This is a genomic window from Sphingomonas citricola, from assembly GCF_019429535.1.
GTDB lineage: Bacteria > Pseudomonadota > Alphaproteobacteria > Sphingomonadales > Sphingomonadaceae > Sphingomonas > Sphingomonas citricola.
In genome coordinates this window covers 110,016-133,800 of the sequence record NZ_JAHXZM010000003.1, presented here as the reverse complement: position 1 = coordinate 133,800, position 23,785 = coordinate 110,016, and the positions used below count along the sequence as shown (strand labels likewise).

The 23,785-nt window shown below is 66.9% G+C and carries 23 protein-coding genes; 12 read left to right on the top strand and 11 right to left on the bottom strand.

All coding sequences use genetic code 11. From position 1 onward, the window contains the following. Nucleotides 1-42: 42 nt before the first annotated feature. Nucleotides 43-1,353 carry a methylenetetrahydrofolate--tRNA-(uracil(54)-C(5))-methyltransferase (FADH(2)-oxidizing) TrmFO gene (gene trmFO, locus KZ810_RS08300; protein ID WP_219768579.1) on the top strand — a complete coding sequence of 437 codons (1,311 nt, stop codon included), beginning with the start codon at nt 43-45 and terminating at the stop codon, nt 1,351-1,353. On the opposite strand, the gene KZ810_RS08295 is transcribed toward trmFO, so the two are convergent. After that, nucleotides 1,350-1,829, bottom strand: coding sequence for an EF-hand domain-containing protein (locus KZ810_RS08295; protein ID WP_219768578.1), 480 nt, complete (start codon nt 1,827-1,829; stop codon nt 1,350-1,352). The two genes, trmFO and KZ810_RS08295, sit on opposite strands and share 4 nt — an antisense overlap. Nucleotides 1,830-1,893: 64 nt before the next feature. Further along, nucleotides 1,894-2,553: a squalene/phytoene synthase family protein gene (locus KZ810_RS08290; RefSeq protein ID WP_219768576.1), complete on the bottom strand. Its 660-nt coding sequence runs from the start codon at nt 2,551-2,553 to the stop codon at nt 1,894-1,896. Nucleotides 2,554-2,657: 104 nt separating this feature from the next. On the opposite strand from KZ810_RS08290, the gene KZ810_RS08285 reads away from it, so the two are divergent. The 3 genes from KZ810_RS08285 to KZ810_RS08275 are packed head-to-tail and all read left to right on the top strand — an operon-like array spanning nt 2,658 to nt 5,937. Further along, a complete protein-coding gene (locus KZ810_RS08285; protein ID WP_373369147.1) occupies nt 2,658-4,637 on the top strand; it encodes a TadE/TadG family type IV pilus assembly protein in 1,980 nt (659 codons plus the stop codon). Then, nucleotides 4,634-5,224, top strand: a complete 591-nt coding sequence (locus tag KZ810_RS08280; RefSeq protein ID WP_308461517.1) for a TadE/TadG family type IV pilus assembly protein — start codon at nt 4,634-4,636, stop codon at nt 5,222-5,224. Before KZ810_RS08285 ends, KZ810_RS08280 begins: the two co-directional genes overlap by 4 nt. Next, a complete protein-coding gene (locus KZ810_RS08275) occupies nt 5,221-5,937 on the top strand; it encodes a TadE/TadG family type IV pilus assembly protein (RefSeq protein ID WP_308461516.1) in 717 nt (238 codons plus the stop codon). The genes KZ810_RS08280 and KZ810_RS08275 overlap by 4 nt, the downstream gene beginning before the upstream one ends. Before the next feature lie 21 nt (nt 5,938-5,958). Here the strand turns inward: KZ810_RS08275 and KZ810_RS08270 are convergent, their stop codons facing one another. Both KZ810_RS08270 and pdhA read right to left on the bottom strand, forming a co-directional pair. Then, entirely contained in the window at nt 5,959-7,419 is a 1,461-nt protein-coding gene (locus tag KZ810_RS08270; protein ID WP_219768574.1) for a pyruvate dehydrogenase complex E1 component subunit beta, read from the bottom strand. 1 nt (nt 7,420) lies between these two features. Then, entirely contained in the window at nt 7,421-8,470 is a 1,050-nt protein-coding gene (pdhA, locus tag KZ810_RS08265) for a pyruvate dehydrogenase (acetyl-transferring) E1 component subunit alpha (protein ID WP_219768572.1), read from the bottom strand. Between the two features lie 154 nt (nt 8,471-8,624). Between pdhA and KZ810_RS08260 the strand changes: the two genes are divergently transcribed. From KZ810_RS08260 to KZ810_RS08250, 3 genes are read left to right on the top strand one after another with little or no spacing between them, the layout of a single operon-like run. Further along, a complete protein-coding gene (locus tag KZ810_RS08260; protein WP_219768570.1) occupies nt 8,625-9,905 on the top strand; it encodes an MFS transporter in 1,281 nt (426 codons plus the stop codon). Next, complete coding sequence (gene cysK, locus KZ810_RS08255; RefSeq protein ID WP_219768568.1) at nt 9,902-10,822, top strand: cysteine synthase A; 921 nt, start codon at nt 9,902-9,904, stop codon at nt 10,820-10,822. The genes KZ810_RS08260 and cysK overlap by 4 nt, the downstream gene beginning before the upstream one ends. Further along, nucleotides 10,819-12,201: a cell wall hydrolase gene (locus KZ810_RS08250; RefSeq protein WP_308461515.1), complete on the top strand. Its 1,383-nt coding sequence runs from the start codon at nt 10,819-10,821 to the stop codon at nt 12,199-12,201. The genes cysK and KZ810_RS08250 overlap by 4 nt, the downstream gene beginning before the upstream one ends. 27 nt (nt 12,202-12,228) lie before the next feature. Here the strand turns inward: KZ810_RS08250 and KZ810_RS08245 are convergent, their stop codons facing one another. From KZ810_RS08245 to hisI, 4 genes are read right to left on the bottom strand one after another with little or no spacing between them, the layout of a single operon-like run. After that, complete coding sequence (locus KZ810_RS08245; RefSeq protein WP_219768567.1) at nt 12,229-14,031, bottom strand: acyl-CoA dehydrogenase C-terminal domain-containing protein; 1,803 nt, start codon at nt 14,029-14,031, stop codon at nt 12,229-12,231. 1 nt (nt 14,032) lies between these two features. Beyond that, nucleotides 14,033-14,476 carry a MerR family transcriptional regulator gene (locus KZ810_RS08240; protein WP_219768565.1) on the bottom strand — a complete coding sequence of 148 codons (444 nt, stop codon included), beginning with the start codon at nt 14,474-14,476 and terminating at the stop codon, nt 14,033-14,035. Between the two features lie 32 nt (nt 14,477-14,508). After that, complete coding sequence (locus KZ810_RS08235; RefSeq protein ID WP_219768563.1) at nt 14,509-15,003, bottom strand: hypothetical protein; 495 nt, start codon at nt 15,001-15,003, stop codon at nt 14,509-14,511. Continuing rightward, a complete protein-coding gene (gene hisI / locus KZ810_RS08230) occupies nt 15,000-15,356 on the bottom strand; it encodes a phosphoribosyl-AMP cyclohydrolase (protein WP_219768562.1) in 357 nt (118 codons plus the stop codon). Before hisI ends, KZ810_RS08235 begins: the two co-directional genes overlap by 4 nt. A 138-nt stretch (nt 15,357-15,494) precedes the next feature. On the opposite strand from hisI, the gene purF reads away from it, so the two are divergent. Both purF and KZ810_RS08220 read left to right on the top strand, forming a co-directional pair. Further along, complete coding sequence (gene purF, locus KZ810_RS08225; RefSeq protein WP_219768560.1) at nt 15,495-16,952, top strand: amidophosphoribosyltransferase; 1,458 nt, start codon at nt 15,495-15,497, stop codon at nt 16,950-16,952. A 1-nt stretch (nt 16,953) separates the two neighbouring features. After that, nucleotides 16,954-17,664: an SDR family NAD(P)-dependent oxidoreductase gene (locus tag KZ810_RS08220; RefSeq protein ID WP_219768559.1), complete on the top strand. Its 711-nt coding sequence runs from the start codon at nt 16,954-16,956 to the stop codon at nt 17,662-17,664. A 3-nt stretch (nt 17,665-17,667) separates the two neighbouring features. Here KZ810_RS08220 and KZ810_RS08215 read toward each other — a convergent pair whose 3' ends face one another. The 3 genes from KZ810_RS08215 to KZ810_RS08205 are packed head-to-tail and all read right to left on the bottom strand — an operon-like array spanning nt 17,668 to nt 21,191. Beyond that, nucleotides 17,668-18,879: an SAM-dependent methyltransferase gene (locus KZ810_RS08215; protein WP_219768558.1), complete on the bottom strand. Its 1,212-nt coding sequence runs from the start codon at nt 18,877-18,879 to the stop codon at nt 17,668-17,670. 12 nt (nt 18,880-18,891) lie between these two features. Beyond that, nucleotides 18,892-20,244, bottom strand: a complete 1,353-nt coding sequence (locus tag KZ810_RS08210) for a cryptochrome/photolyase family protein (RefSeq protein WP_219768556.1) — start codon at nt 20,242-20,244, stop codon at nt 18,892-18,894. Beyond that, nucleotides 20,241-21,191 carry a histone deacetylase family protein gene (locus KZ810_RS08205; protein ID WP_219769043.1) on the bottom strand — a complete coding sequence of 317 codons (951 nt, stop codon included), beginning with the start codon at nt 21,189-21,191 and terminating at the stop codon, nt 20,241-20,243. The genes KZ810_RS08210 and KZ810_RS08205 overlap by 4 nt, the downstream gene beginning before the upstream one ends. A gap of 59 nt (nt 21,192-21,250) precedes the next feature. On the opposite strand from KZ810_RS08205, the gene KZ810_RS08200 reads away from it, so the two are divergent. The 3 genes from KZ810_RS08200 (at nt 21,251) to KZ810_RS08190 (ending at nt 23,774) form a co-directional block, all read left to right on the top strand. Beyond that, on the top strand, nt 21,251-22,261 hold the full coding sequence (locus tag KZ810_RS08200; protein WP_219768555.1) for an alpha/beta hydrolase: 1,011 nt from the start codon (nt 21,251-21,253) through the stop codon (nt 22,259-22,261). Nucleotides 22,262-22,325: 64 nt separating this feature from the next. Then, nucleotides 22,326-22,805 carry an RNA pyrophosphohydrolase gene (locus KZ810_RS08195; RefSeq protein ID WP_219768554.1) on the top strand — a complete coding sequence of 160 codons (480 nt, stop codon included), beginning with the start codon at nt 22,326-22,328 and terminating at the stop codon, nt 22,803-22,805. 72 nt (nt 22,806-22,877) lie between these two features. After that, complete coding sequence (locus KZ810_RS08190; protein ID WP_219768553.1) at nt 22,878-23,774, top strand: DUF481 domain-containing protein; 897 nt, start codon at nt 22,878-22,880, stop codon at nt 23,772-23,774. Nucleotides 23,775-23,785 lie beyond the last annotated feature (11 nt).

Here is a 23,785-nt window from a genome sequence, read left to right as displayed (position 1 = left end):
GCCGCGCTTGCGGTCATGGGGTCAGGCGCTATCTGCCCCTTCATGACCCATGACATTCACGTGATCGGCGGCGGGCTCGCAGGTTCCGAAGCCGCATGGCAGCTCGCCGAAGCAGGCTTCAAGGTGCGCCTGTCGGAGATGCGCGGCAGCGGCGAGAGCACGCCTGCACACCACACCGATCATCTCGCTGAATTAGTCTGCTCCAATAGCTTTCGGTCGGACGACGCCGAGTCGAACGCGGTCGGACTGCTGCACCAGGAAATGCGCGTGCTTGGCTCGCTGATCCTGCGTACCGGCGACACCCACCGCGTGCCCGCAGGCAGCGCGCTGGCGGTCGATCGCGTCGGTTTCTCCGCCGGGGTGACCGCCGCGCTTTCGGCACATCCCAACGTCACGATCGTACGCGAACGCGTCGACTCTTTGCCCGAGGGCCCCGCGATTATCGCCACGGGCCCGCTGACCGCCGCCTCGCTGTCCGACAGCATCGCCGCGGAGACGGGGCGCGATTCGCTCGCCTTCTTCGACGCGATCGCGCCGATCGTCCACCGCGATTCGATCGACATGGACGTGGCCTGGGCGCAGTCGCGCTGGAACAAGGGCGACGGCACCGACTACATCAACTGCCCGCTCGACAAGGAGCAATACCACCGCTTCGTCCAAGCGCTGCTCGATGGCGAAAAGACCGAATACAAGGAGTGGGAGAATGTCCCTTATTTCGAGGGCTGCATGCCGATCGAGGTGATGGCGTCGCGCGGCCCCGAAACACTCCGCTTCGGCCCGATGAAGGGCGTCGGGCTTGACGTGCCCGCCACCGGACGCTGGCCCTATGCCGCGGTGCAATTGCGCCAGGACAACGCGCAGGGCACCTTGTGGAACATCGTCGGCTTCCAGACCAAGCTTAAGCACGCCGAACAGGTCCGCATCTTTCGAACCATCCCGGGGCTGGAGAACGCCGAGTTCGCGCGGCTCGGCGGGCTGCACCGCAACACGTTCCTCCGCTCGCCGGAGCTCCTCGACGGAACGCTGCGGCTCGCCTCGCGACCGAACATCCGCTTTGCCGGGCAGATCACCGGATGCGAAGGCTATGTGGAGAGTGCGGCGATCGGCCTGCTCGCCGGACGCTTCGCGGCGGCGGAGCTCGCCGGGCGGACGCTTGCCCCGCCCCCGCGCGAGACCGCGCTCGGCGCATTGCTGTCGCACATCACCGGCGAGGCCGTCGCCGAGACGTATCAGCCGATGAACGTCAATTTCGGCCTGTTCCCGCCAATCGAGGGCAAGACGAAGAAGGCGGATCGCAAGCGGATGTACACCGATCGCGGTCGCACCGCGCTGGCGGGCTGGCTGGCCGCCTAATCATCGTCGCGCGCGGGCGCGGCCTGGCAATTGCACGCAGGTCGCCGCGTCTTGCGTTTGGGCTTGGTCGTCGCGAACTCGGCCGCGGTCAGCGCGCCCGACCGATCGGTATCGGCGTCGGTGAAGCGCTTGACCGTCTTCGCCGACCATTCGTCGAACGACAATTGCCCGTCGCGGTTGAGGTCGAGCTTGGCGAATGCCTTGCGGCGACCGAGCAGATATTCATCGCGCGTGATGCTGGCGTCGCGATCCTTATCGTAGCGGTCGAACCGCTTCTGCTCGCGCGTCCGCTCCGATGCCTCGGGTAGAACCGCAGGTGGTTCGTCGTCGCCGCGCTGCACGGCAGCAGGAGGCATCGCGGGCGTCAGCGTCGCCGCCCGCGCGGCAAGGTCCCCGGCGGGGTCACCCTGCGACCACAGCCACCCCGCCCCGATCAGCAACGTCAATGCCAGCCCGCCAACCACATAACGCCACATGCCACCCACTCCCCCCCGAAGCCATATCCGAAGGCTAGCCAGCGGATCGGCGAGGCGGAAGCGGTCAACGCCCAATCATACGGAATCGCGTGGTGAGCGCCGCGCGGCGGGGACCATTCGCGACCCCGCGCCTCAGCATCGCGGCGCGCGCGTCGAGCGCGAGCGCGCCGAGCACGCGCGCACCGGACCAGCGCGTGGCGAATGCGGGACGGCCAAGGTCGATAGCCGCGGCCCGCGCGCGATCGCGCACGCCCGCATCACTGACGTTCACCGCCAGATCGGCGAGCGCCCAGACGGTACCGGCATCGTCGAGGGCGCGATCATCTTCGCCCAGCAACACGCCCGCGGCGCGAAACAGCGTCGCACCGCGGCGGCGCGCGACCTCGACCAGCGCCCCCGTGTCGCGCCGCTCGTCGTCGAGCAATATCTCCCAACCCTCGGTCATCGCCGCGAGCGCACGGCCCTCGACACCGCGCGTGATCACGCTCACGGCGAGGTCCTGCAGCAGCGGCTGCGCCGGGGGTGGTTCCCGATCGAGCCGGGTCAATGCCTCATACCACCAGGTCAGTCGCATCTGCCCGACGATCGGTTGCTCGGTCGTGCGCACGATGTCGCCGAGCTGGCGGTCGAGCGCGAACAACGTCGCGACCCCGCCGCCCTCGAATCGTGACCCACACCAACCGAAGACGTTGGCCGGGCTGCTGGGTCGCTGAATGTCACGCACGCCGCTGAAATGGCGGCGTCTTAATCGATCGGCAAGACATCCTGACGGCGCGTTAACCGTGATCCTTGAGGCACTATTGTACGTTTCGGCCTCATCATCATCTAGTGTCCAGCACCGATCCCCTGCCCTCCTCCGATCACCCACGAGGCCGCGCATCGTTTCTGACGCGGCTGCTGCGTGATCGAACCGCTAACGCGCTCGTCATCATGGCGGCGTCGCTGATCCCGCTGACGGCGTTCGCGGGGTCGGCGGTCGACATGGGCCGGCTCTACGCGGTGAAATCGCGGCTCCAGCAGGCGTGCGACGCGGGCGTGCTCGCGGGGCGCAAGTTCATGAAGGCAGACGGGTCGACGACGCTCGACAGCAATGCGACGACGCAGGCGCAGACCTTCTTCCGCAACAATTTCCAGGCCGGGTGGGTATCGACCAGCAATCCGGTCTTCACCCCGGTCAAGACGAGCGATCAGCAGGTGTCGGGAACGGCGTCGGTGATGGTCCCGATGACGATCACCAAGATCATCAACGCGTCCGACACGCCCGTTAGCGTCGCGTGCAAGGCGCGCTACGACATTTCGGACACCGACATCATCTTCGTGCTCGACACGACCGGCTCGATGGCGTGCCGTCCCGAGGACACCGAAACGCAGTGTAATACGTACGTCCAGAACAACCCTGCGGTGTCGTACACGCGACCGACCGATTCGTACGCGATGCCCGGCTACACCGCGCAGAAAGGGTTCGGCGTTCCCGAAACCGTCGTCGGCAATGGTTCGCGCATCAAGGCACTGCGCCAGGCGGTGAAGGATTTCTACGCGACGGTGCAGAGCAGCGTCGATGCGAACACGCGCATCCGCTACGGCTTCGTCAGCTACACCTCGATCATCAACGCGGGGAAGGCAATCTATTCGGTCAACCCGGCTTATCTGATCGGCGCGAATACGGGCGAGAAGGTCGATTACGAGACACGCGCGGTCTCAGGCGAGTACGAGATCAGCCGCACCACGACCCCGCAAGGCAACAACAAGAGCCAGCAAGGCTGCACGTCGAGCGCGGGCACGCCCACGCGCGATCCGGCAGCGACGCCCGGCAACCCCTACCCGTTCCGGGTCAGCGACGGACGCGCGACCATCACGTCGCAGGAATGGAACGCGAGCCTCGGCTGTACCACCGTGGTCAAGACGATGGGCCCGGTCTGGACGTACGGCCAATATCAGGTCGACGTATCGCAATATATCAAGGGGGGGAATGTCGACGACCCCGCGCGCGTCGACGGCGCCACCGCCGCCTGGGACGGATGCATCGAAGAACGCCAGACCCAGGCCGGCACGATCAATTACAATTCAAGCTCGTACGACCTCGATCCGTCACTCGTGCCGACGGGCGCCGTCGCGACGCGCTGGCGACCTGCGTGGGCGGGCATCAGCTGGGCGCGGTACAGCTATGCGGCGACCATGACGCAGTACAGCAACGATGAGAATTTCGCCCCCTACGCTTATGGGTCGAGTTATCCGGCGCTCAACCTCGGATCGGATGCGCGCCGCGCCTCGGGATTTTACTCCTGCGGAAAGCCGATCCGCCGACTGGCAGTCATGTCGGCGGACGACATCGCGGGCTACGTCGACGCGGCTGATTTCAAGCCGCTGGGTGGTACCTATCATGACACGGGCATGATCTGGGGCGTCCGCCTGCTCGCGCCGAGCGGCATATTCGCTGCCGACAATACGGGCCGCACGGGTCAGCCGACGCCCAAAAAGGTGATCGTGTTCCTGACCGACGGCGACATGGCGCCAAGCTCCGCGATCTACGGACAGTACGGCATGGAGTTGTACGATCAGCGCGTCAGCGGCGGAAGCGCCACCCCGCTCAAGGACTTCCACAACGCCCGTTTCCTCTACGAATGCGCACAGGCAGCCCAGCTCAAGATCGACGTCTGGACCGTGGCGATCGGCCCCAGTTCGACCAACGAACTGACGCAGTGCGCCAGCAACAGCGGGCAGGCGCTCTATACGACGACGGGCAGCGGTCTTTCGACGCTGTTCCAGAAGATCGCGAAGCAGGTGGCGATGCTGAGGCTCGACAAGTGATCGCCGCGCTGGCCCGCCGACTGCGAGGTGATCGTCGCGGCGTCACCGTCGTCGAATTCGCGATCATCACCCCCGTCATGTGCACGCTGCTGATAGGGGCATGCGACCTGATGTATCAGGCGTACGCACAGTCGATCCTCGACGGCGCGATGTACAAGGCCGGGCGCGATTCCGCGCTCGAAGACAACGCGCAATCCGCCACCGACGTCGATGCCAAGGTGATCGCCATGGTCAGCATCCTCGGCACCGGCATGAAATTCACGCCGACGCGCCGCAGCTATTCCAGCTTCCTCTTGGTCAAACCCGAGAATTTCACCGACAAGAACGGCAACGGCGTGCGCGATCCCGGCGAATGCTACGACGACGTCAACGGCAACAAGCAATGGGACGCCGATCCCGGCCGCCAGTCGCAGGGCGGCGCGAACGATGTCACGCGCTACACGATGACGGTCACCTATCCGCGACTGTTCCCGGTCGCGGGGCTGCTGGGATTACCGCCGACGCAGACGATCACCGGGGAAACGTTGCTGAAGAACCAGCCCTACAAGACGCAGGTCGTCCAGCCGGTGCAATCGATATGCACGTGACAAACCGCCGGGCGATCGCGCGCGCCGGACGGCTGATGCGCGCGCTCGGGCGCGACCGCTCCGGCGTCGCGTTGATGGAATTCGCCTACTCGCTGCCGATCGTGCTGGCGCTCGCCTGCTACGCGACCGAGACCGCGAATGTCGTCAACATGAACCAGCGGATCAACCAGATCGCGCTGTCGCTCGCCGACAACGCATCGCGCGTCGGCGACATGCAGAGCGACAATTCCTCGCAGCTCCGCGAGATCGACGTCAACGACGCACTGACCGCGGCGCGGCTACAGGGTGAGAAATGGGGCGTGACGCAGAACGGCCGCATCACGCTGTCGAGCCTCGAGGAGCATAACGGCAAGCAATACATCCGCTGGCAACGCTGCATCGGCCTGAAGAAGGGCGCGAACTACGATTCGCGCTACGGTGTCGCAACTACCGATTCGGGCGTGCAACCCTGGCCGGCCGCCCCCGGCAAGGAGGTCAGCGGGATGGGTGACCCCGGCGTGATCGTCACGGCACCACCCGATTCGGGGGTGATGTTCGTCGAAATCAACTACGACTATCAGCCAGTGGTCGGCTCCGCCTGGGTGCCGAACGGGCTGCTTCAACTACACTATAACGCGTCGTTCGTCGTCCGCGACAAACGCACGTTCAGCCAGATCTTCAACCCCGCTCCCATCGCTACGAAGTACACCTGCGACCGCTACACCGCCACGTGAGCGGCCGCAGGTGACGATGCTTTACTTGCGGTAACAGACCTTCTTCACCGCCGCGATCACCTTGTCCGCCGACACAAGCGCCAGCTTCTCCAGATTGGCGGCGTAGGGCAGCGGCACGTCCTCGTCGGTCACGCGCATGACGGGCGCATCGAGGTCGTCGAAGCCTTCCTCCATCGCGATCGTGCTGATTTCCGACGCGATCGAGCAGGTCGGCCAGCCCTCTTCGACCACGACCATGCGGTTGGTCTTGGCAAGCGACTTGAGCACCGTTTGCTTGTCGAGCGGGCGCAGCGTGCGCAGGTCGATCACCTCGGCGTCAATGCCCTCCTCGGCCAGCTTGTCCGCGGCTTCGAGCGCGAGCCCGACGCCGATCGAGTAGCTGACGATCGTCACGTCGCTGCCCTCGCGCATGATCCGCGCCTTGCCGATCGGCAGCACCCAGTCGTCGAGCTTGGGCACCTCGAACGAGCGGCCGTACAAGAGTTCATTTTCCAGGAACACGACCGGGTCGGTCGTGCGGATCGCGGCCTTGAGCAACCCCTTGGCATCGGCCGCGTCGTAGGGCGCGATCACGATCAGGCCCGGCACGCTCGCGTACCACGGACCGAAGTTTTGGCTGTGCTGCGCGCCGACGCGGCTCGCCGCGCCGTTCGGACCACGGAACACGATCGGGCAGCGCATCTGGCCGCCCGACATGTAGTTGGTCTTGGCAGCCGAGTTGATGATGTGGTCGATCGCCTGCAACGCGAAGTTGAAGGTCATGAACTCGACGATCGGCTTCAACCCGCCCATCGCCGCACCCGAACCAATGCCGGCGAAGCCGTATTCGGTGATCGGCGTGTCGATCACGCGGCGATCGCCGAACTCGTCGAGCAGCCCCTGCGTGACCTTGTACGCGCCCTGATATTGCGCGACTTCCTCGCCCATCACGAAGACGCGGTCGTCGGCGCGCATCTCCTCCGCCATCGCGTCGCGCAGCGCCTCGCGGACGGTTATCTTCACCATCTCGGTGCCGGCGGGGATCGCGGGGTCGCGCACCTCGGCCTTGTTCTCGGCGGCGGCGAACAATTGGCGCGCGCCGGTCTCGACCTTCTCCTGCGCCGGGTGCGCCGAATCCTCGACCGCGTCGGCCTTCTTCTCGTCCGCCTTGGCGTCCGCGGCGGGATTGTCGTCTTTCGTCGCCGCGCCCTGATCGGCGGGTGCCGCCTGCGCGGGCGCGGTCGAGCCGCCAACCCCGGCGTCCTCGCCGTCGAGCTGCATAATGACCTCGCCGACCTTCACGTTGTCGGTACCCTCGGCCACCAGGATCTTCGCGACGACGCCCTCGTCGACCGCCTCGAACTCCATCGTCGCCTTGTCGGTCTCGATCTCGGCCATGATGTCGCCCGACTTGACCGTGTCGCCTTCCTTCACCAGCCACTTGGCCAGCGTGCCCTCTTCCATCGTGGGCGACAGCGCCGGCATCTTGATGTCGATCGCCATGTCAGTAGTTCTCCACCAGAACATCGGTGTACAATTCGGAAGGCTCCGGCTCGGGTGTGCTCTCGGCGAAGTCGGCGGACTCGTTCACCTGGCGGCGAATGTCCTGCTCAATCTTCTTCAATTCGTCCTCGCCCACGCCCTGCTCGGACAGCAGCTTCTTGACATGCTCGATCGGGTCGGACTTGTCGCGCACCGCCTGCACCTCGTCGCGCGAACGGTATTTGGCGGGGTCGGACATCGAATGGCCGCGGTAGCGATAGGTCTTCATCTCAAGGATGATCGGCCCCTTGCCAGCGCGCACCCAGGCGAGCGCTTCTTCCGCTGCGCCGCGCGCCGCCAGCACGTCCATGCCGTCGATCTGCAGGCCCGGAATGCGGAAGCTCTCTCCGCGGCGATACAGCTGGTCCTCGGCCGAGGCGCGGTTGACGCTGGTGCCCATCGCATACTGGTTGTTCTCGATCACGTAGATGATCGGCAGCTTCCACAGCTCGGCCATGTTGAAGCTCTCGTACACCTGGCCCTGGTTCGCCGCGCCGTCGCCGAAATAGGCGAGCGCCACGCCGCCATCGTTCCGGTACTTGTGCGCGAAGGCGAGACCGGTGCCGAGCGACACCTGCGCGCCGACGATGCCGTGCCCGCCGTAGAACTTATGCTCGACGCTGAACATGTGCATCGAGCCGCCCTTGCCCTTCGAGATGCCGGCCTGACGCCCGGTCAGCTCCGCCATCACGTCCTTGGGCGGGATGCCGCACAGCAGCATGTGGCCGTGGTCGCGGTAGCCGGTGATGACCGAGTCATCGCCCGACAATGCCGACTGCAAGCCAACCGCGACGGCCTCCTGGCCGATATAGAGGTGGCAGAACCCGCCGATCAGGCCGAGGCCGTAGAGCTGCCCCGCCTTTTCCTCGAACCGGCGGATGAGCAGCATCTGCTCGTAGAATTTCAGCAGCTCGTCCTTCGAGGCCGCATAGGGTTGCGGGTCGTTCGGACGCTCGCGATTGGACGTAGGTGGCTCGCTTGGCGCGGGTGCGCGGGCGGGGGCTTTGGCCACGGACAAAAACCTCGTACCTGGGGAAAGGGATGCGGGCCTATAGGCGCGATTGCACGGCGGCTGCAACGCTTGGCCGTAACGGCATCCACCGTCTTGTCCGACCCTGTCATGCCCGTTGCCTTGGCTACCACCGCCGCCTAAGTCCCCGGGCCAGATGGAACAGACCGTGCACCCGCTGCGCATCGCCAATTTCCGCGCCTATTGGCTGTCGCGCTTCGCCGGCACCATCGCGATCAGCGCGCAGGCGATCATCATCGGCTGGCAGGTGTACGGCATCGCGCGCCAGACGATGTCGGTGCAGGATTCCGCCTTTCTGCTCGGCATGATCGGGCTGGTGCAGTTCGTGCCGTTGTTTCTGCTCACCCCGCTGGTCGGGCTGGTCGCCGACAGCGTCGACCGCCGCTGGATCGTGCGCGCGACCACGGCGCTGCTCTGCACGGTGGCAGCGACGCTCGGCTATCTGACCTACACCGATACGCTGACGCTGCCCGCGCTGTTCGGTGCCGCCGTGCTGGTCGGGGTCGCGCGCGCCTTCTCCGGCCCGGCCTATTCCGCGCTCGCGCCCAATCTGGTTCCCAAGGAAAGCCTGCCAACCGCGATCGCGATCAGCTCGATCGCGTGGCAGACCGGCACGATCGTCGGACCCAGCGTCGGCGGCTTCCTCTACGGGCTCCACCCCGACATCGCCTACGGCGTCATATCGGGGATGCTGCTCGTTGCGCTCGCGCTCATGTTCATGATCGGACGCGTGCCGCAGCCGCCGGCGCAGAAGGATCGTCGCCCGATGCAGCGGATCCTCGACGGCTTTCAATACGTGCGGCAGAACCGGCTGGTGCTCGCCGCGATCACGCTCGATCTCTTCGCGGTGTTGCTCGCGGGCGCGACAGCGCTCCTGCCGATCTACGCGCGCGACATCCTGCACGTCGGCGCGAGCGGGCTGGGCTTTCTTGCCGCGGGCATGGGGATCGGTGCCGCGTCGACCGCTTTGTGGTTCTCGTTCAACCCGATGAAGAAGAACGTCGGGGTCAAGATGCTCGTCGCGGTCGTCGTCTTCGGGCTTGCGATCCTGACGTTCGGCATCTCGCGCTCGTTCTGGCTCAGCCTTGCCGCGCTGATCGTCGCAGGGTGCGCCGACATGGTGTCGGTGTACGTCCGCACCTCGCTGATCCAGCTCCACACCCCCGACGCGATGCGCGGCCGCGTCAGCGCGGTGTCGCAGCTCACCATCTCGGCGTCGAACGAGCTGGGCGAGGCGGAGAGCGGCCTGCTCGCCTCGCTGCTCGGCCCGGTCGGCGCAGTGGTCGCGGGCGGTGTCGGCGCGATCGCGATCACGCTTGTGTGGGCGCGGCTTTTCCCCGAACTCAAGAACGCACGGACCTTTGACCCGCCCGAGGCGCTAGAGCCCGGACCGCAGAACGGAGGCATACAGCCATGAAGGCCAACACCATTCTCGACACGATCGGCAACACCCCGCACGTCCGCGTGCAGCGGCTGTTCCCCGACAGCGAAGTGTGGATCAAGTCTGAGCGGGGCAATCCCGGCGGCTCGGTCAAGGACCGCATCGCGCTCGCGATGATCGAGGCGGCGGAAAAGTCAGGCGAGCTAAAACCGGGCGGCACGATCATCGAGCCGACCAGTGGCAACACCGGCATCGGCCTCGCGATGGTCGCGGCGGTCAAAGGCTACAAGCTCGTCCTCGTCATGCCCGAGAGCATGTCGCTGGAGCGTCGCCGGCTGATGCTCGCGTACGGCGCGACGTTCGACCTGACCCCGCGCGAGAAGGGTATGAAGGGCGCGATCGAGCGTGCGCTGGAATTGGTCGATCAGACCGACAATGCGTGGATGCCGCAGCAGTTCGAGAATCCCGCGAACGTCGACGTTCACGTCCGCACGACCGCGCAGGAAATCCTCAACGACTTCCGTGATACGCCGATCGACGTCATCATCACCGGCGTCGGCACCGGCGGGCACATCACCGGCGTCGCCGAGGTGCTGAAGAAGGAATGGCCGAACCTGAAGGTTTTCGCGGTCGAACCCGCCGCCTCTCCCGTCATCGGCGGCGGCCAGCCGGGTCCGCACCCGATTCAGGGGATCGGTGCCGGCTTCATCCCGGCGAACCTCCACACGCAATTGCTCGACGGCGTGATCGAGGTCGACGCCGCGGTCGCCAAGGACATGGCGCGGCGTTCGGCGCGTGAGGAGGGCATGCTGGTCGGCATCTCGTCGGGCGCGACGCTCGCCGCGATTCTGCAGAAGCTCCCCGACCTGCCCGACAACGTCCGCGTGCTCGGGTTCAACTACGACACGGGTGAGCGTTACCTGTCGGTGCCGGACTTCCTGCCCGAACAGTGAGCGGTTCGATACCGGGCGCGCAGGTCACGCCGGGCCTGCGCGCGATCCTCTCGTTCGTCGCGGTCGCGGCGGTGGCCGTACCGGCATGGGTGGTGACGCACCCGCCGGCGACTGCTGCGCGCCCGGCGGCGCTGCGCGCGCTTGCCAAACGCAAGATCGTGCCCGCGACCGTCCTCCCGCCCGTCGAGCCCGTCGCGTTCGTCGCGCTCAGCCCGCAGGACGCGAAGGCGTTCAACGACAGCGTACCGTTCGTCACCGGTCCCAACCCGGCGGCGCGGCCGTTCCGCATCGCCGGTGACGCCGCCAGCATCGCGCGCGCGACCGACTGCCTCGCCGCCGCGCAGATCTACGAGGCGGGGAACGATCCGCAGGGGCAGCGCGCGGTCGCGCAGGTAATCCTCAACCGGTTGCGCCACCCCGCCTTCCCCAAAACCGTCTGCGGCGTGGTGTTCGAGGGGCAGGAACGCAGCACCGGCTGCCAGTTCACCTTCACCTGCGACGGCGCGCTGACCCGCTGGACGCCCAGCGAGGTGATGTGGCGCGACGCGCGCGCACTAGCGACGCAGGCGCTCACCGGCCGGGTCTACAAGCCCGTCGGCTATGCGACGCATTACCATACCGACTGGGTCGTCCCCTACTGGCAATCGAGCCTCGACAAGATCGCGGCCGTCCACAGCCACCTGTTCTTCCGTTGGGCGGGATGGTGGGGAACGCCGCCGGCGTTCAACCGCACCGTCGCCTCCGCCGAGCCGAGCGTGCCTAAGCTCGCCGCAATCTCGGACGCGCATCGGCTAGGCGGCGCAATGGACGAAGCGGAGGATGCGCTCGCCGCCGCGCTACCGCTGTTCGCTGACCTGCCCGCCGATGCGCAGCCCGCGCCCGGCGCGCTGCCGCTGGCACAGCCCGCGGCGCTCAAACCACTGGCGGAGGATCCGGACACGTTCCTGGTCGTCATCGATCCGCGTCAGGAAGACACGCTGCCGACACTGGCGAAGACCGCGTGCGGCGATCGTCCGCGCTGCAAGCTGATGGGCTGGGCCGTTGCGCGATTGATGCCCGCCGGGCTGACGATGTCGCCGCAGCAATATGCGTCGATGGGGTTCAGCTACCTGCGTGATCGCGGCAATGGCTTCGAACGCGCGCTGTGGAACTGCGGGCAATTCAAGCGCGCCGACATCGGCGAGTGCATGCGCCGACGCGGCACGCTCACCGCAGTGCCGGTGGCCGGCAGCGCGCCGAGTGGCACGACCGTTCCGCCACGCGGCCCGACCCCGCTGCCCGGCGTCCGCCGCGCCACCGCCTTGCCCGCAGAGCCCACCGAAGCGGCCAAGCCTGCCGCGAAGGTCGAAGCGGCAACGGGTCGCACCGCCGACCAGTGACACGCACCGGTCGGCGGCTCGACCCGGTCAGGCCGCCGCGAACATCTCGACCGGCAGCGCCATGATCGCGTCGGCACCGCCTTCGATCTTGCGACGCAATGCGCCAGCCTCGGGCAGGACACGCTCGGCGAAATAGCGCGCCGTCACCAGCTTGCCGTCTAGGAAGGCCGCGTCGCCCTCGCCCGCGGCCTTCAACCGCGCCGCCGCCGACGCCATGCGCAGCCACATCAGCCCGACCGCGACGATGCCGACCAGGTGCATGTACGGCACCGCGCCCGCGCCGATGTTGTTGGGGTTCTTCATGCCGTTCGCCATGAACCACATCGTCGCGCCCTGCAGCTCGCCCGCGGCCTTCTCCAATCGCGCCGCGAAGTCCGCGGTCGCCTCGTCCTGCTTCGCTGCGGCGATCTCCTCGGTCACCATCTTGCCGAACGCCATCACCGCGCGGCCGCCGTTCTGCGCCAGCTTGCGCCCGGCGAGATCCATCGCCTGCACGCCGTTCGTGCCTTCGTAGATCTGCGCGATGCGGGCGTCGCGAACGTACTGCTCCATCCCCCATTCCTGGATATAGCCGTGCCCGCCGTAGACCTGCTGCGCATTGGTCGCGATCTCGTAGCCCTTGTCGGTGCCGACGCCCTTGATGACGGGGGTGAGCAGACCGATCAGGTCGCTGGCGAGCTGACGCTCCTCCTCGCTCTCGGCATTGTGCTCGAGGTCGACCTGGAGCGCCCCCCACAGGCACAGCGCGCGCAGCCCCTCGATCCACGCCTTCGCATCCATCAACATGCGGCGGACGTCGGGGTGGACGAACAGCGTGTCGGCCTTCTCGTTCGGCTCGGCCGGGCCGGTCAGCGCGCGACCCTGGCGGCGGTCCCTCGCATATTGCACTGCATTTTGGTACGCGGTTTCCGCAACGCCCAGCCCCTGCAAACCGACGCCGAGGCGCGCCGCGTTCATCATGATGAACATCGCGGCCAACCCCTTCATCTCCTCGCCGACGAGCCAGCCGGTCGCGCCGTCATAGTTCATGACGCAGGTGGCGTTGCCGTGAATGCCCATTTTGTGCTCGATCGAGCCGCACGACACGGCATTCCGCTCCCCCAATGAGCCGTCGTGGTTGACCATCACCTTGGGCACCACGAACAGCGAAATGCCCTTTGACGTGTCGGGCGCGCCCGGCGTCTTGGCGAGGACGAGGTGGATGATGTTGTCCGTCAGGTCGTGCTCGCCCGCCGAGATGAAGATCTTGGTACCGGTGATGGCGTAGCTGCCGTCCGCCTGCGGCTCGGCGCGGGTGCGGATCAGCCCGAGATCGGTGCCGCACTGCGGCTCGGTCAGGTTCATGGTGCCGCCCCACTCGCCCGAGATCATGCGCGGCAGATACTTTTCCTGCTGCTCAGGGCTGCCCTTCACAACCAGCGCGGCGATCGCGCCGTGGGCGAGGCCGGGGTACATGGCGAAGGCCATGTTGGCACTGATCATATACTCCTGGAACGCGGTCGATACGACGTGCGGCATCCCCTGCCCGCCAAATGCCTCGGGCGCACTGAGCGTGCCCCAGCCCGATTCGACGAACTTTTTGTACGCGTCCTTGAAACCCTTGGGCGTCGTGACCGATCCGTCCTCGTGGCGGGTGCAGCCCTCCAGATCGCCCGACTGGTTGAGCGGGAACAGCACCTCGGCGACGAAGCGGCCGCCTTCTTCCAGTACCGCGTCGACGGTGTCGGGCGTCGCGGCGGCGAAGCCGGTCACGTTGGCGTAGCGGTCGAGCCCGACGACGTGTTCGAGCACGAAGCGCGTGTCGCGGACGGGGGGCGTATATTGCGGCATGTCAGGCTTCCTTGGTCGATTTGGGAGTCGGATGAAGGGTTGGATTCGAGGTTTCGATGACGCCGATGAATTCCTCGAGCTCAAGGATCGCGGCATCGATGTCGGTGCGCTGCGCCTGAAGCGTGGCGATGCGTTCACGGCAGCGCTCGATCGTGATCGCCCGCTGCGCGCGGCGGCCGTCGCCCAGATCGTAGAGGTCGATCATCTGGCGGATATCGGCGAGGCTGAACCCGACGCGCTTGCCGCGCAGGATCCAGGCGAGCCGCGCACGGTCGCGCTGCGAATAGATGCGCGCGAGGCCGCGGCGCTCGGGACTGATCAGCCCCTCGTCCTCGTAGAACCGCAGCGCGCGCGGGGTGATGCCAAACTCCGCCGACAGGTCCGAGATGCTGAAATGCTCGCGATCATCACGCGGCGGAACGACGGCGTAGGCGACAGCGCTCATGCCGCGCCATCTACCTTCCCCTTACGTGAACGTCAACCGTCGCAGAGGGGTTTCCCGTCCGATCCGATCGCGCGCGACGCCTCCGACACGCTGTCGCTGAGCCGCGCGGCGGCCAGCGCGGCGAGTGTCGCGCGGCCCTCGCACATCGTGTCGCACGCGCCCGGAAGCACCGGGGGAAAGACGATCGTGTCGCTGTCGAGCGAGGCGACGAACGCACAGTTCGCGCCCAGCCGCACGTCGAGCTTGTCGCGCCCAAGCGCGGTGCCGCGGCCGATGCAGCGCTGCTGCTCGCCGAGATCGACCGACGCGCCGATGCGGTATCGATCGGCCCCGTCGGATACGAGGCAGACCTTGTCTTCGCCGCTGCCGTAGACCCCGGCGGGCACCAGCGCGGCGGGGTCGGCGACCATTCCGCTCGCGCGCGCCGCACGTTCGAGCGCATCGCCCGCGCTATTCCCCCGGCTCGCAACCGAAGGGCCATCGCACGACGAAAGGAACAGCGCGGTCGCCAGCGCCAGCGGCTTCAATTCACGCGCTCCAACGCGTCTCCGTCGACGCGGCGATAGAAGCAACTTGTCGCGCCGGTGTGGCAGGCGGGACCGGCGGGATCGACGATCAGCCATAAAGCATCCTGATCGCAATCGACGCGCATCTCGACGACCCGCAGAACGTTGCCCGAGGTCTCACCCTTCTTCCACAATTGCGCGCGGCTGCGCGACCAGAAAGTCGCCTCCCCGCTCGCCTGCGTCGCGGCGAGCGCGTCGGCGTTCATGTGCGCGACCATCAGAAGCGCGCCGGCGCGGTCGCTGACGACGGCGGTGACGAGGCCGTTCGCGTCGAATCTGGGTTGAAAGGTGGTGCCTTGTTCGCGGTCGTCCATGCATCGCCCCGTAGCGGGGTTCGCGCAGCGGCAACAGGCCGGGGGTGCGATCGCGGGCGGTGCCAGGATGACAATCGCGCGACAGTCGCTATATGCGGCCCGGCATTACGCGAGCCCCCCAACGCGAGCTTCGGCCCCATGCTGACCACACATCCGTTCGACGACGACCATCTGCACGAGGAGTGCGGCATCTTCGGTGTGTCGCAGACCGAGGGTGCCGCCGCGCTGGTCGCCCTCGGCCTCCACGCGCTGCAACACCGTGGACAGGAAGCCGCCGGCATCACGACGTTCGACGGCGCGATGTTCCATACCCACCGCGCGATGGGTCATGTCGCGGGCAATTTCGACCGCGACGACGTGATCCGCTCGTTGCCCGGTGAGGTCGCGTGCGGGCACGTGCGCTATTCGACGACCGGCGAGACGGCGCTCCGCAACGTCCAGCCGCTCTACGCCGAACTGTCGTCGGGCGGTTTCGCGATCGCGCACAACGGCAATCTGTCGAACGCGATGAAGCTGCGCCGCGAGCTGGTCCGCCGCGGCTCGATCTTCCAGTCGACCTCGGACACCGAGACGATCATCCATCTGGTCGCGACGTCGAGCTACCGGACACTGCTCGACCGCTTCATCGACGCGCTGAAGCAGGTCGAGGGCGCTTATGCGCTAATCGTGATGACGCCCGAGGGCATGATCGCGTGCCGCGACCCGCTGGGTATCCGCCCGCTGGTGATGGGCAAGCTCGGCGACGCGATCATCTTCGCCTCCGAATCGGTCGCGCTCGACGTCGTCGGGGCCGAATTCGTCCGCGAGGTCGAACCGGGCGAGCTCGTGATCGTACAGGGTAGCGAGATGCGGTCGGTGCATCCGTTCGCGCCGCTGTCGCCGCGTCCGTGCATCTTCGAATGGGTGTATTTCTCGCGCCCCGATTCGATCGTCGACGACCAGTCGATCTACTCGGTCCGCAAGAACATCGGCGCGCAGCTCGCGATCGAGGCGCCGGTCGACGCCGATCTCGTCATCCCGGTGCCCGATTCGGGCGTACCCGCCGCGATCGGCTACGCGCAGGAGAGCGGCATCCCGTTCGAGCTCGGGATCATCCGCTCGCACTATGTCGGCCGCACCTTCATCCAGCCGGGTGACAAGGTCCGCCACCTGGGCGTCAAGCTGAAGCACAACGCCAACCGCGCGCTGATCCAGGGCAAGCGCGTCGTGCTGATCGACGATTCGATCGTACGCGGGACCACGTCCCTGAAGATCGTGCAGATGATGCGCGACGCGGGGGCGGCCGAAGTGCACATGCGGATTGCCTCCCCGCCGACGCGCCACTCATGCTTCTACGGCGTCGACACGCCCGAGCGCGCCAAGTTGCTGGCCGCGAAACATGACGTCGGCGGCATGACCGAATTCATCCACGCGGACAGCCTCGCCTTCGTGTCGATCGACGGGCTGTACAAGGCGCTGGGCGAGACGCACCGCGCCGACATTCGCCCGAAATACTGCGACGCCTGCTTCACCGGCGATTACCCGACGAGCCTGACCGATCACGACGACACGACATCGGTCGACCAATTCGCGCTTCTGGCAGAACGAGTGAACTGATTTGACCAAGGGATTGGAAGGCAAGCTCGCGCTGGTGACCGGCGCGAGCCGAGGGATCGGTGCGGCGACCGCGATCGCGCTGGCGGCGGAGGGCGCGCACGTCGTCATCACCGCGCGCACCGCGAATGATCTGGAAGGCGTCGAGGAGCGTATCTTCGATGCCGGCGGATCCGCGACGATCGCACCGCTCGACCTGACGCAGACCGATTCGATCGCGCGTCTGGCGACTGCTGTCGCCGATCGGTGGGACGCGCTCGACGTCATGGTGCTGAACGCCGGAATGCTCGGCACGCTGTCGGCAGTGCCCGCGATCGATGCGAAGGAACTGGCGCAGGTGCTGACGCTGAACGTGTCGGCGCAGGTGGCGATGATCCAGGCGTTCGATCCCCTGCTGCGCCGCTCGGCAGGCGCGCGCGTGATCGGCGTCACCTCGTCGGTCGGGGCCAAGCCGCGCGCTTATTGGGGCGCGTACGGCGCGTCGAAGGCGGCGTTCGACACGTTGCTGGGCGCTTACGGAGACGAGATGGCGGAGGTCAGCCGCGTGCGGACCGCGATCCTCGATCCGGGTGCCACGCGGACGAAGATGCGCGCGCGCGCCTATCCGGGCGAGGATCCTGCCTCGGTGAAGCCGCCCGAGACGGTCGCCGCAGCGATCGTGCGGCTGGCGGTCGAGGGCTTTCCCGCCGGGCACCGCGAACGCGTCGAGGCGTAACCGTCAGCGATTCACCAGCGTGACCTGCGCGACGTCGATCCCGCCGCCGCGGAAGCCGCCCTCGCAGTACATCAGGTAGAAGCGCCACAAACGCTGGAAGCGCGCGTCGAACCGCGGTGGCAGGCGACCCTCGCTCGCCGCCGCGTCGAAGCGATCGCGCCACTGTCGCAACGTTTCGGCATAATCTAGCCCGAACGCGTGCCGGTCGCGCCACTCGAGCCCGCTCGCCTCGGCGATGCGGCGGAAGCGCGACTCGGACAGCAGCAGCCCGCCGGGAAAGACGTAGCGCTGGATGAAGTCGACGCTGCCGGCATAGGCATCGAACACGTCGTCGGCGATCGTGATATATTGCAGCGCGGCGCGCCCGCCTGGCTTCAGCACGCGCGCGATCGTCTGGAGATAGGCGGGCCAATATTCCCGGCCGACCGCCTCGACCATCTCGATACTCGCGACCGCGTCATAGGTACCCGTCACGTCGCGATAATCGGTCAGCCCCACGCTGACGCCGGGAAGCGCGCGCGCGACGACATGGTCGCGCTGCTCGGTCGATAGCGTCAGCGCGTGGACCTTCACGCCACTTCGGGCCGCGGTGGCAGCGAACGAGCCCCAGCCGCAGCCGATCTCGAGTATCTGGTCGCCGGGCTTCGCACCCGTTCGCGCGAGGATCGCGTCGAGCTTGCGCTGCTGCGCGGTGGCGAGCGGTTCGTCGGCGTGCGCGACAATGGCGGACGAATAGGTCAGCGTCTCGTCGAGCCATTCGCGGTAGAAATCGTTACCTAGGTCATAGTGCGCGGCGATGTTGCGCCGTGCGCCGCGCCGGTCGTTGCGGCGAAAGGCGTGGAGGACGCGGGCGGCGAGCTTCGCGCCGCGTTTCGCACGCGCGGTGTCGCCGAGCGCCGCGCGGTTGCGCATGAACAGGTCGAAGATCGGGACGAGGTCGGGGCTCGACCAGTCGCCTGCTTCCCACCCCTCGTACCAGCCGATCGAACCCGCCGAGACGAGCCGCCATAACGCGCGCCAGCGGTGGACCCGGACGATCGCGACCGGTCCGTCACTACGCCCGCCTAGCAACCGGTGCGTGCCATCGGGCAGCGTCGCCTCGATCGCGCCGTCGACCAGCCCGGCGTCGACGCGGTCGAGGATGCGGTGGAAGACGGGCGCGGTCAGCCCGGAGAAGTGGGTTGCACGGCGGGGCTGGCGAACGGAAGCGTCCATAGGACGCGGCGGTTATCGCAACCGCGCCGCCGCCGCCAGCGCGCGTTCGCGTGCCTCGCGGTGCCCGATGATCTTGGAGGGATAAGCGTCGGGCTTGCACCCGGCGGCTTCGGGATCGTGGATCGCGGCATCGGGCACGTCGGCGAGTTCCGGCACCCAGCGACGGATATAGCCGCCGGCGTCGAACTTCTCCGATTGCGTCAGCGGTGCCATGATGCGGGAAAACATGTTGGCGTCGACGCCGGTCCCCGCGACCCACTGCCAATTGACCGAATTGTTGCCGTAATCGGCGTCGACGAGGCAGTCCCAGAACCAGCGTTCGCCCTCGCGCCAGTCGATCAGCAGATGCTTGATCAGGAAGCTCGCGGTGATCATGCGCAAACGGTTGTGCATCCAGCCGCTGGTCCACAGCTGCCGCATGCCGGCATCGACGATCGGGTAACCCGTCTGTCCGCGCTGCCACGCGCGCAGGTCCGCCTTCGCCTCCTTGCCCGTGCGCCATTCGAGCTTGTCATATTTCGGACGGCCGTTCTTGTCGCCATAGTCGGGCAGCGCGAGCGTCACCCCGCTGGTGAAGTCGCGCCAGGCGAGTTCCATCTGGAACTTGACCGCATCCTCGCTGGTGCCGACCTTGTGCCACAACGCACGCGCCGAGATTTCTCCAAAATGCAGGTGCGGCGACAGAAGCGAGGTGCCCTCCTCACCCGGCAGGTTGCGCATCTGCTCGTAACGATCGACCCGCCGGGCGAAGGCGGTCGCCTTCTTCGTCGCCTCGACCTCGCCGGGCTCGCCGTCGAAATCGACCGACCAGTCGGGCTTGGTGGGCAGCAGGTCGAAATCGGCGAGCGTATCGGATTTCGGCCATTTCTTGGGGGCGGGGATGGTTTTGGGCGCGGCGTGCGGCTGCTCGGGCGGCATATGCCTCTGAAGCGCCTTCCAGAACGACGAATAGATGCGGAACGGCGCGCCGCTGCCGGTCTTCACGTCCTCGATATGGACGAGGTGATTGCCGTCGTGGAGGCAGAGCCGATCGCCAAGCTTCTCCTCGGCGTCGCGCCACCAGGGTTCGTAATGGTGAAGCGCGTGAATACGGTCCGCCTTCGTCTCGGCCAGCATGGCTGTCAGCACATCGGCCGCGACCCCGCGGCGCAGAATCAGCCGGCTGCCGTGCGCGCGCAGGCTCTCGTCGAGCGCGGCGAGGCTGCCGTGCAGCCACCAGCGCTGCGCCGCGCCGATGCGCCAGTCGCCCGGCGTTCCGTCGTCGAGGATGTAGAGCGGGATCACGTCGCCGTCGGCGATCGCTGCAAGGAGCGCCGGCTGGTCGTGAAGGCGGAGGTCTTGGCGGAACCACAGGATGCTCGTCACCCGGCGACTACGCTGGCTCCGTCGTTCTGTTCCGCTGCCGCAACGGGTCGTGCCGCAATCGCATCGCCGAGCGTCAGGATCACACGCACGTGGCGCGCCGCGATCGCCATCACGTCGTCGCCGTATCCGCCCCCCACGGTGGAGGCGAGTGGCAGCGCGCGGTCGTTCGCCAGCCGCGCGACCAGTTGATCGCGCGCGACGAGCCCCTCCTCGCTCAGCGCCAGCCGTCCGAGCCGGTCGCCCGCGAACGGATCGACCCCGCCCTGATACAGGATCAGATCGGAGCGGTGCGCGTCGAGAAAGCCCGCCAGCGTCTCCTCCAGCGTATCGAGATATTCGGCGTCGCCGACCCCGTCACGCACCGCGACGTCGAGCGTCGACTGCGCCTTGCGCGCGGGAAAATTCTTCGCCGCGTGGATCGAATAGGTCGCGATCTGCGGGTGTCCGGCGGTGAGAGCGGCGGTACCGTCGCCTTGATGCACGTCGCAGTCGACGATCGCGACGCGCGCCACTCGGCCCTCCTCGACCAGCCGGTGCGCGGCGATCGCGAGATCGTTGAAGACGCAGTAACCCGCGCCCGTGTCGGCGAGCGCGTGATGGCTGCCGCCCGCGGTATTGGCGGCGAACCCGCGATCGATCGCGAGCAGCGCGGCGAGATAGGTTCCGCCAGGCACCACCGCCGCGCGCCGCGCGACGAGCGGCGTGATCGGAAAGCCCGTTCGCCGCTCCTTCTCGCGCGGAACCTGCGCCGACAGCACCTGCGCGACATAGTCGGGATCGTGGACCGCCTCTAGCCAGGCGCGCGGCATCGCCGCGGGTTCGTGCCAGCCGATCCGGTTCCCCTCGGCGCGCAGCAGGTCGCGGATCGCGCCGTTCTTGCCCCAGCGATAGGTACTGCGCACGGGCGCTTCGGTCACGTAATCGGAATGGTGGACGACCGCGATCATGCGATTAAGATAGGTTGCAAACAACGACGTGCCACCGCGCGGCCCCAAGGAGAGCGTCATTGACCGACACGACCATCGATCCCCCCACCGAGACGAAGGACGCCCCGTACGTCCGTCCCGACGTGCGCAACTTCCTCGACTATCTGAACAGCATCCCCGGACCGAAGATGCACCAGCAAACGCCGAGCGAGGCGCGCGCGGTGTTCCACGCGATGAAGGACATCGCCGATCCGCCAGTCGGCGTGCTCGCGACGATCAAGGATCTGACGATCCCGGTCGAGGGTGGCAGCATCGCCGCGCGCTTGTTCGACCCGCGCGAAACGCGCGATCCGGGCCCGGTTGTCGTCTTCTTTCACGGTGGCGGCTTCGTCATCGGCAACGTCGATACGCACGCGAGCTTCACTGCCGAGATGGCGCGGCAACTCGACCTGCCCGTCGTGTCGGTCGACTACCGACTCGCCCCCGAGGCGAAATGGCCCGCCGCCCCCGACGATTGCGAGGCAGCCGCGCGCTGGGTCGCGAGCAACCCGAGTGAATTGGGGCGTCGTGCGACCTCGCTGGTGCTATCGGGCGACAGCGCGGGCGGAACGCTGACGATCACCACCGCGATCGGCTTGCGCGACGAACCCGCGGACGTGCCCGTGATCGTTCAGGCGCCGATCTATCCCGCTGCCGACATGATGAAGGAATATCCGTCCTTCAATGACTTCGCCGACGGTTTTCTGCTGACGCGCGAAGGCATGCTGTGGTTCGGCGAGCATTACGCACCCGACCCGGAGCATGTGAAGGCGTCGCCGATGGGCGGATCGCTCGCCGGGTTGCCGCCCGCGGTGATCGTGACCGCCAGCCTTGATCCGATCCGCGATCAGGGTCGCGCCTATGCCGCCGCGCTGATCCAGGCGGGGGTGCCCGTCACCTTCCGCGAAGCGCGCGGCAATATCCACGGCTTCATCACGCTGCGTCAGGCGGTGCCGTCGAGCGCGGTCGATGTCGCGGCCTATCTCACCGCAGTGAAGGGCGCGGTGACCGAGGCGGAGGTGCAACGTGCCGCAGCGCAGTCGGCGGGCTGACGATTAGCCGACCGGCGCGCGTCGACGGTGGAGTCGGCGCGCGCCGGCTGGTAGGGAAACGAGCATGACCGATCCGTCCTCGCTCCCCTATCGCCCGTGCGCGGGCGTCATGCTGATCAACCGCGACAACAAAGTCTTCGTCGGACAGCGGATCGATAACACGCTCGAGGCGTGGCAGATGCCGCAGGGCGGGATCGATCCCGGCGAGGATGCCCAGGCCGCCGCGGTTCGCGAGCTGGGTGAGGAAACGGGCGTAAGTCCCGATAAGGTCTCGCTTATTGCCGAGGCGAAGGATGAGCTTTTCTACGATCTGCCGCCCGAGCTGGTCGGCAAGGTGTGGAAGGGCACGTATCGCGGGCAGCGCCAGCGCTGGTTCCTGTTCCGCTTCGAAGGCGAGGACAGCGACATCCGCATCGACACCGCGCATCCCGAATTCCGTGCCTGGCGCTGGGCGGAACCCGCCGATCTGCCGCGGCTGATCGTTCCGTTCAAACGCGCCCTGTACGAGGACGTGCTCGCTGCCTTCGCGGATCATCTGAACTGACGCGGGATTCGTCGACGCCGTGACTGCCGCCTGCCCTCACTCCGGCCTATTGCCGATCGCGCACCGCCGCCGATGATCGCTGCGCTGCTACTTGCCGCCGTCGTGACCGATGCGATCGATGCGACCGACCCGATGGCGATCCCGCCGACGATCCGCTCGATGCTCGACGCCGCGATGGCGTCGGGGGACGAGAATGCGGTCAACACGATCGTCAAATATGCGCGGCTCGCCGATCCCGCGTCGGGCGATGCTTCGCTCAAGCTGGCGAGCGAATGGCGCGACGCGCGTGCACGTGAACGCGACGAGCGGTTGCGCGACGCCTCCGCGCTCGAATTGTGGACGGGGCGGATCGAGGCCGGGGGCTTTGCCTCCACCGGCAACACGCAGGTCACCGGGATCACGGGCACGGCCAATCTACAGCGCGAAAGCCTCAACTGGCGGCACAAATTGCGGCTGCAGGCCGATTACCAGCGCAACGCCGGTGTCACCAGCCGCGAGCATTATCTCGCCGCCTATGAGCCAAACTGGAAGATCGACGACCGCCTCTACCTCTACGGCAGCGCGCAGTTCGAGGCGGACCGTTTCTTCGGCTATTTCCAGCGTTATTCGGCCTCGACCGGCGCCGGTTACAACGCGCTTCGATCTCCGACGCTGACCCTCGACGTCGAGGTCGGGCCTGCGTTCCGCTACACCAGTTTCACCGACGGGCGGTTGCAGAGCAGCCCCGCCGCGCGCGGCAGCTTGGACCTCAACTGGAAATTGTCGCCCGGCGTCACCGTCAAGCAGAATGCCTCTGCATATGGCGAGCGCTTCAACAGCACGATTAGCAGCAACACCGCGCTCGCCGCCAAGCTGATCGGGCCATTATCGGCGCAAATCTCATACATGGTGCAATATGAGAGCGCGCCGCCCGAGGGGCGTGTGTCGACCGATACGACCAGCCGGGCCTCGATCGTGTACAGTTTCTGAGTGGTCGATAG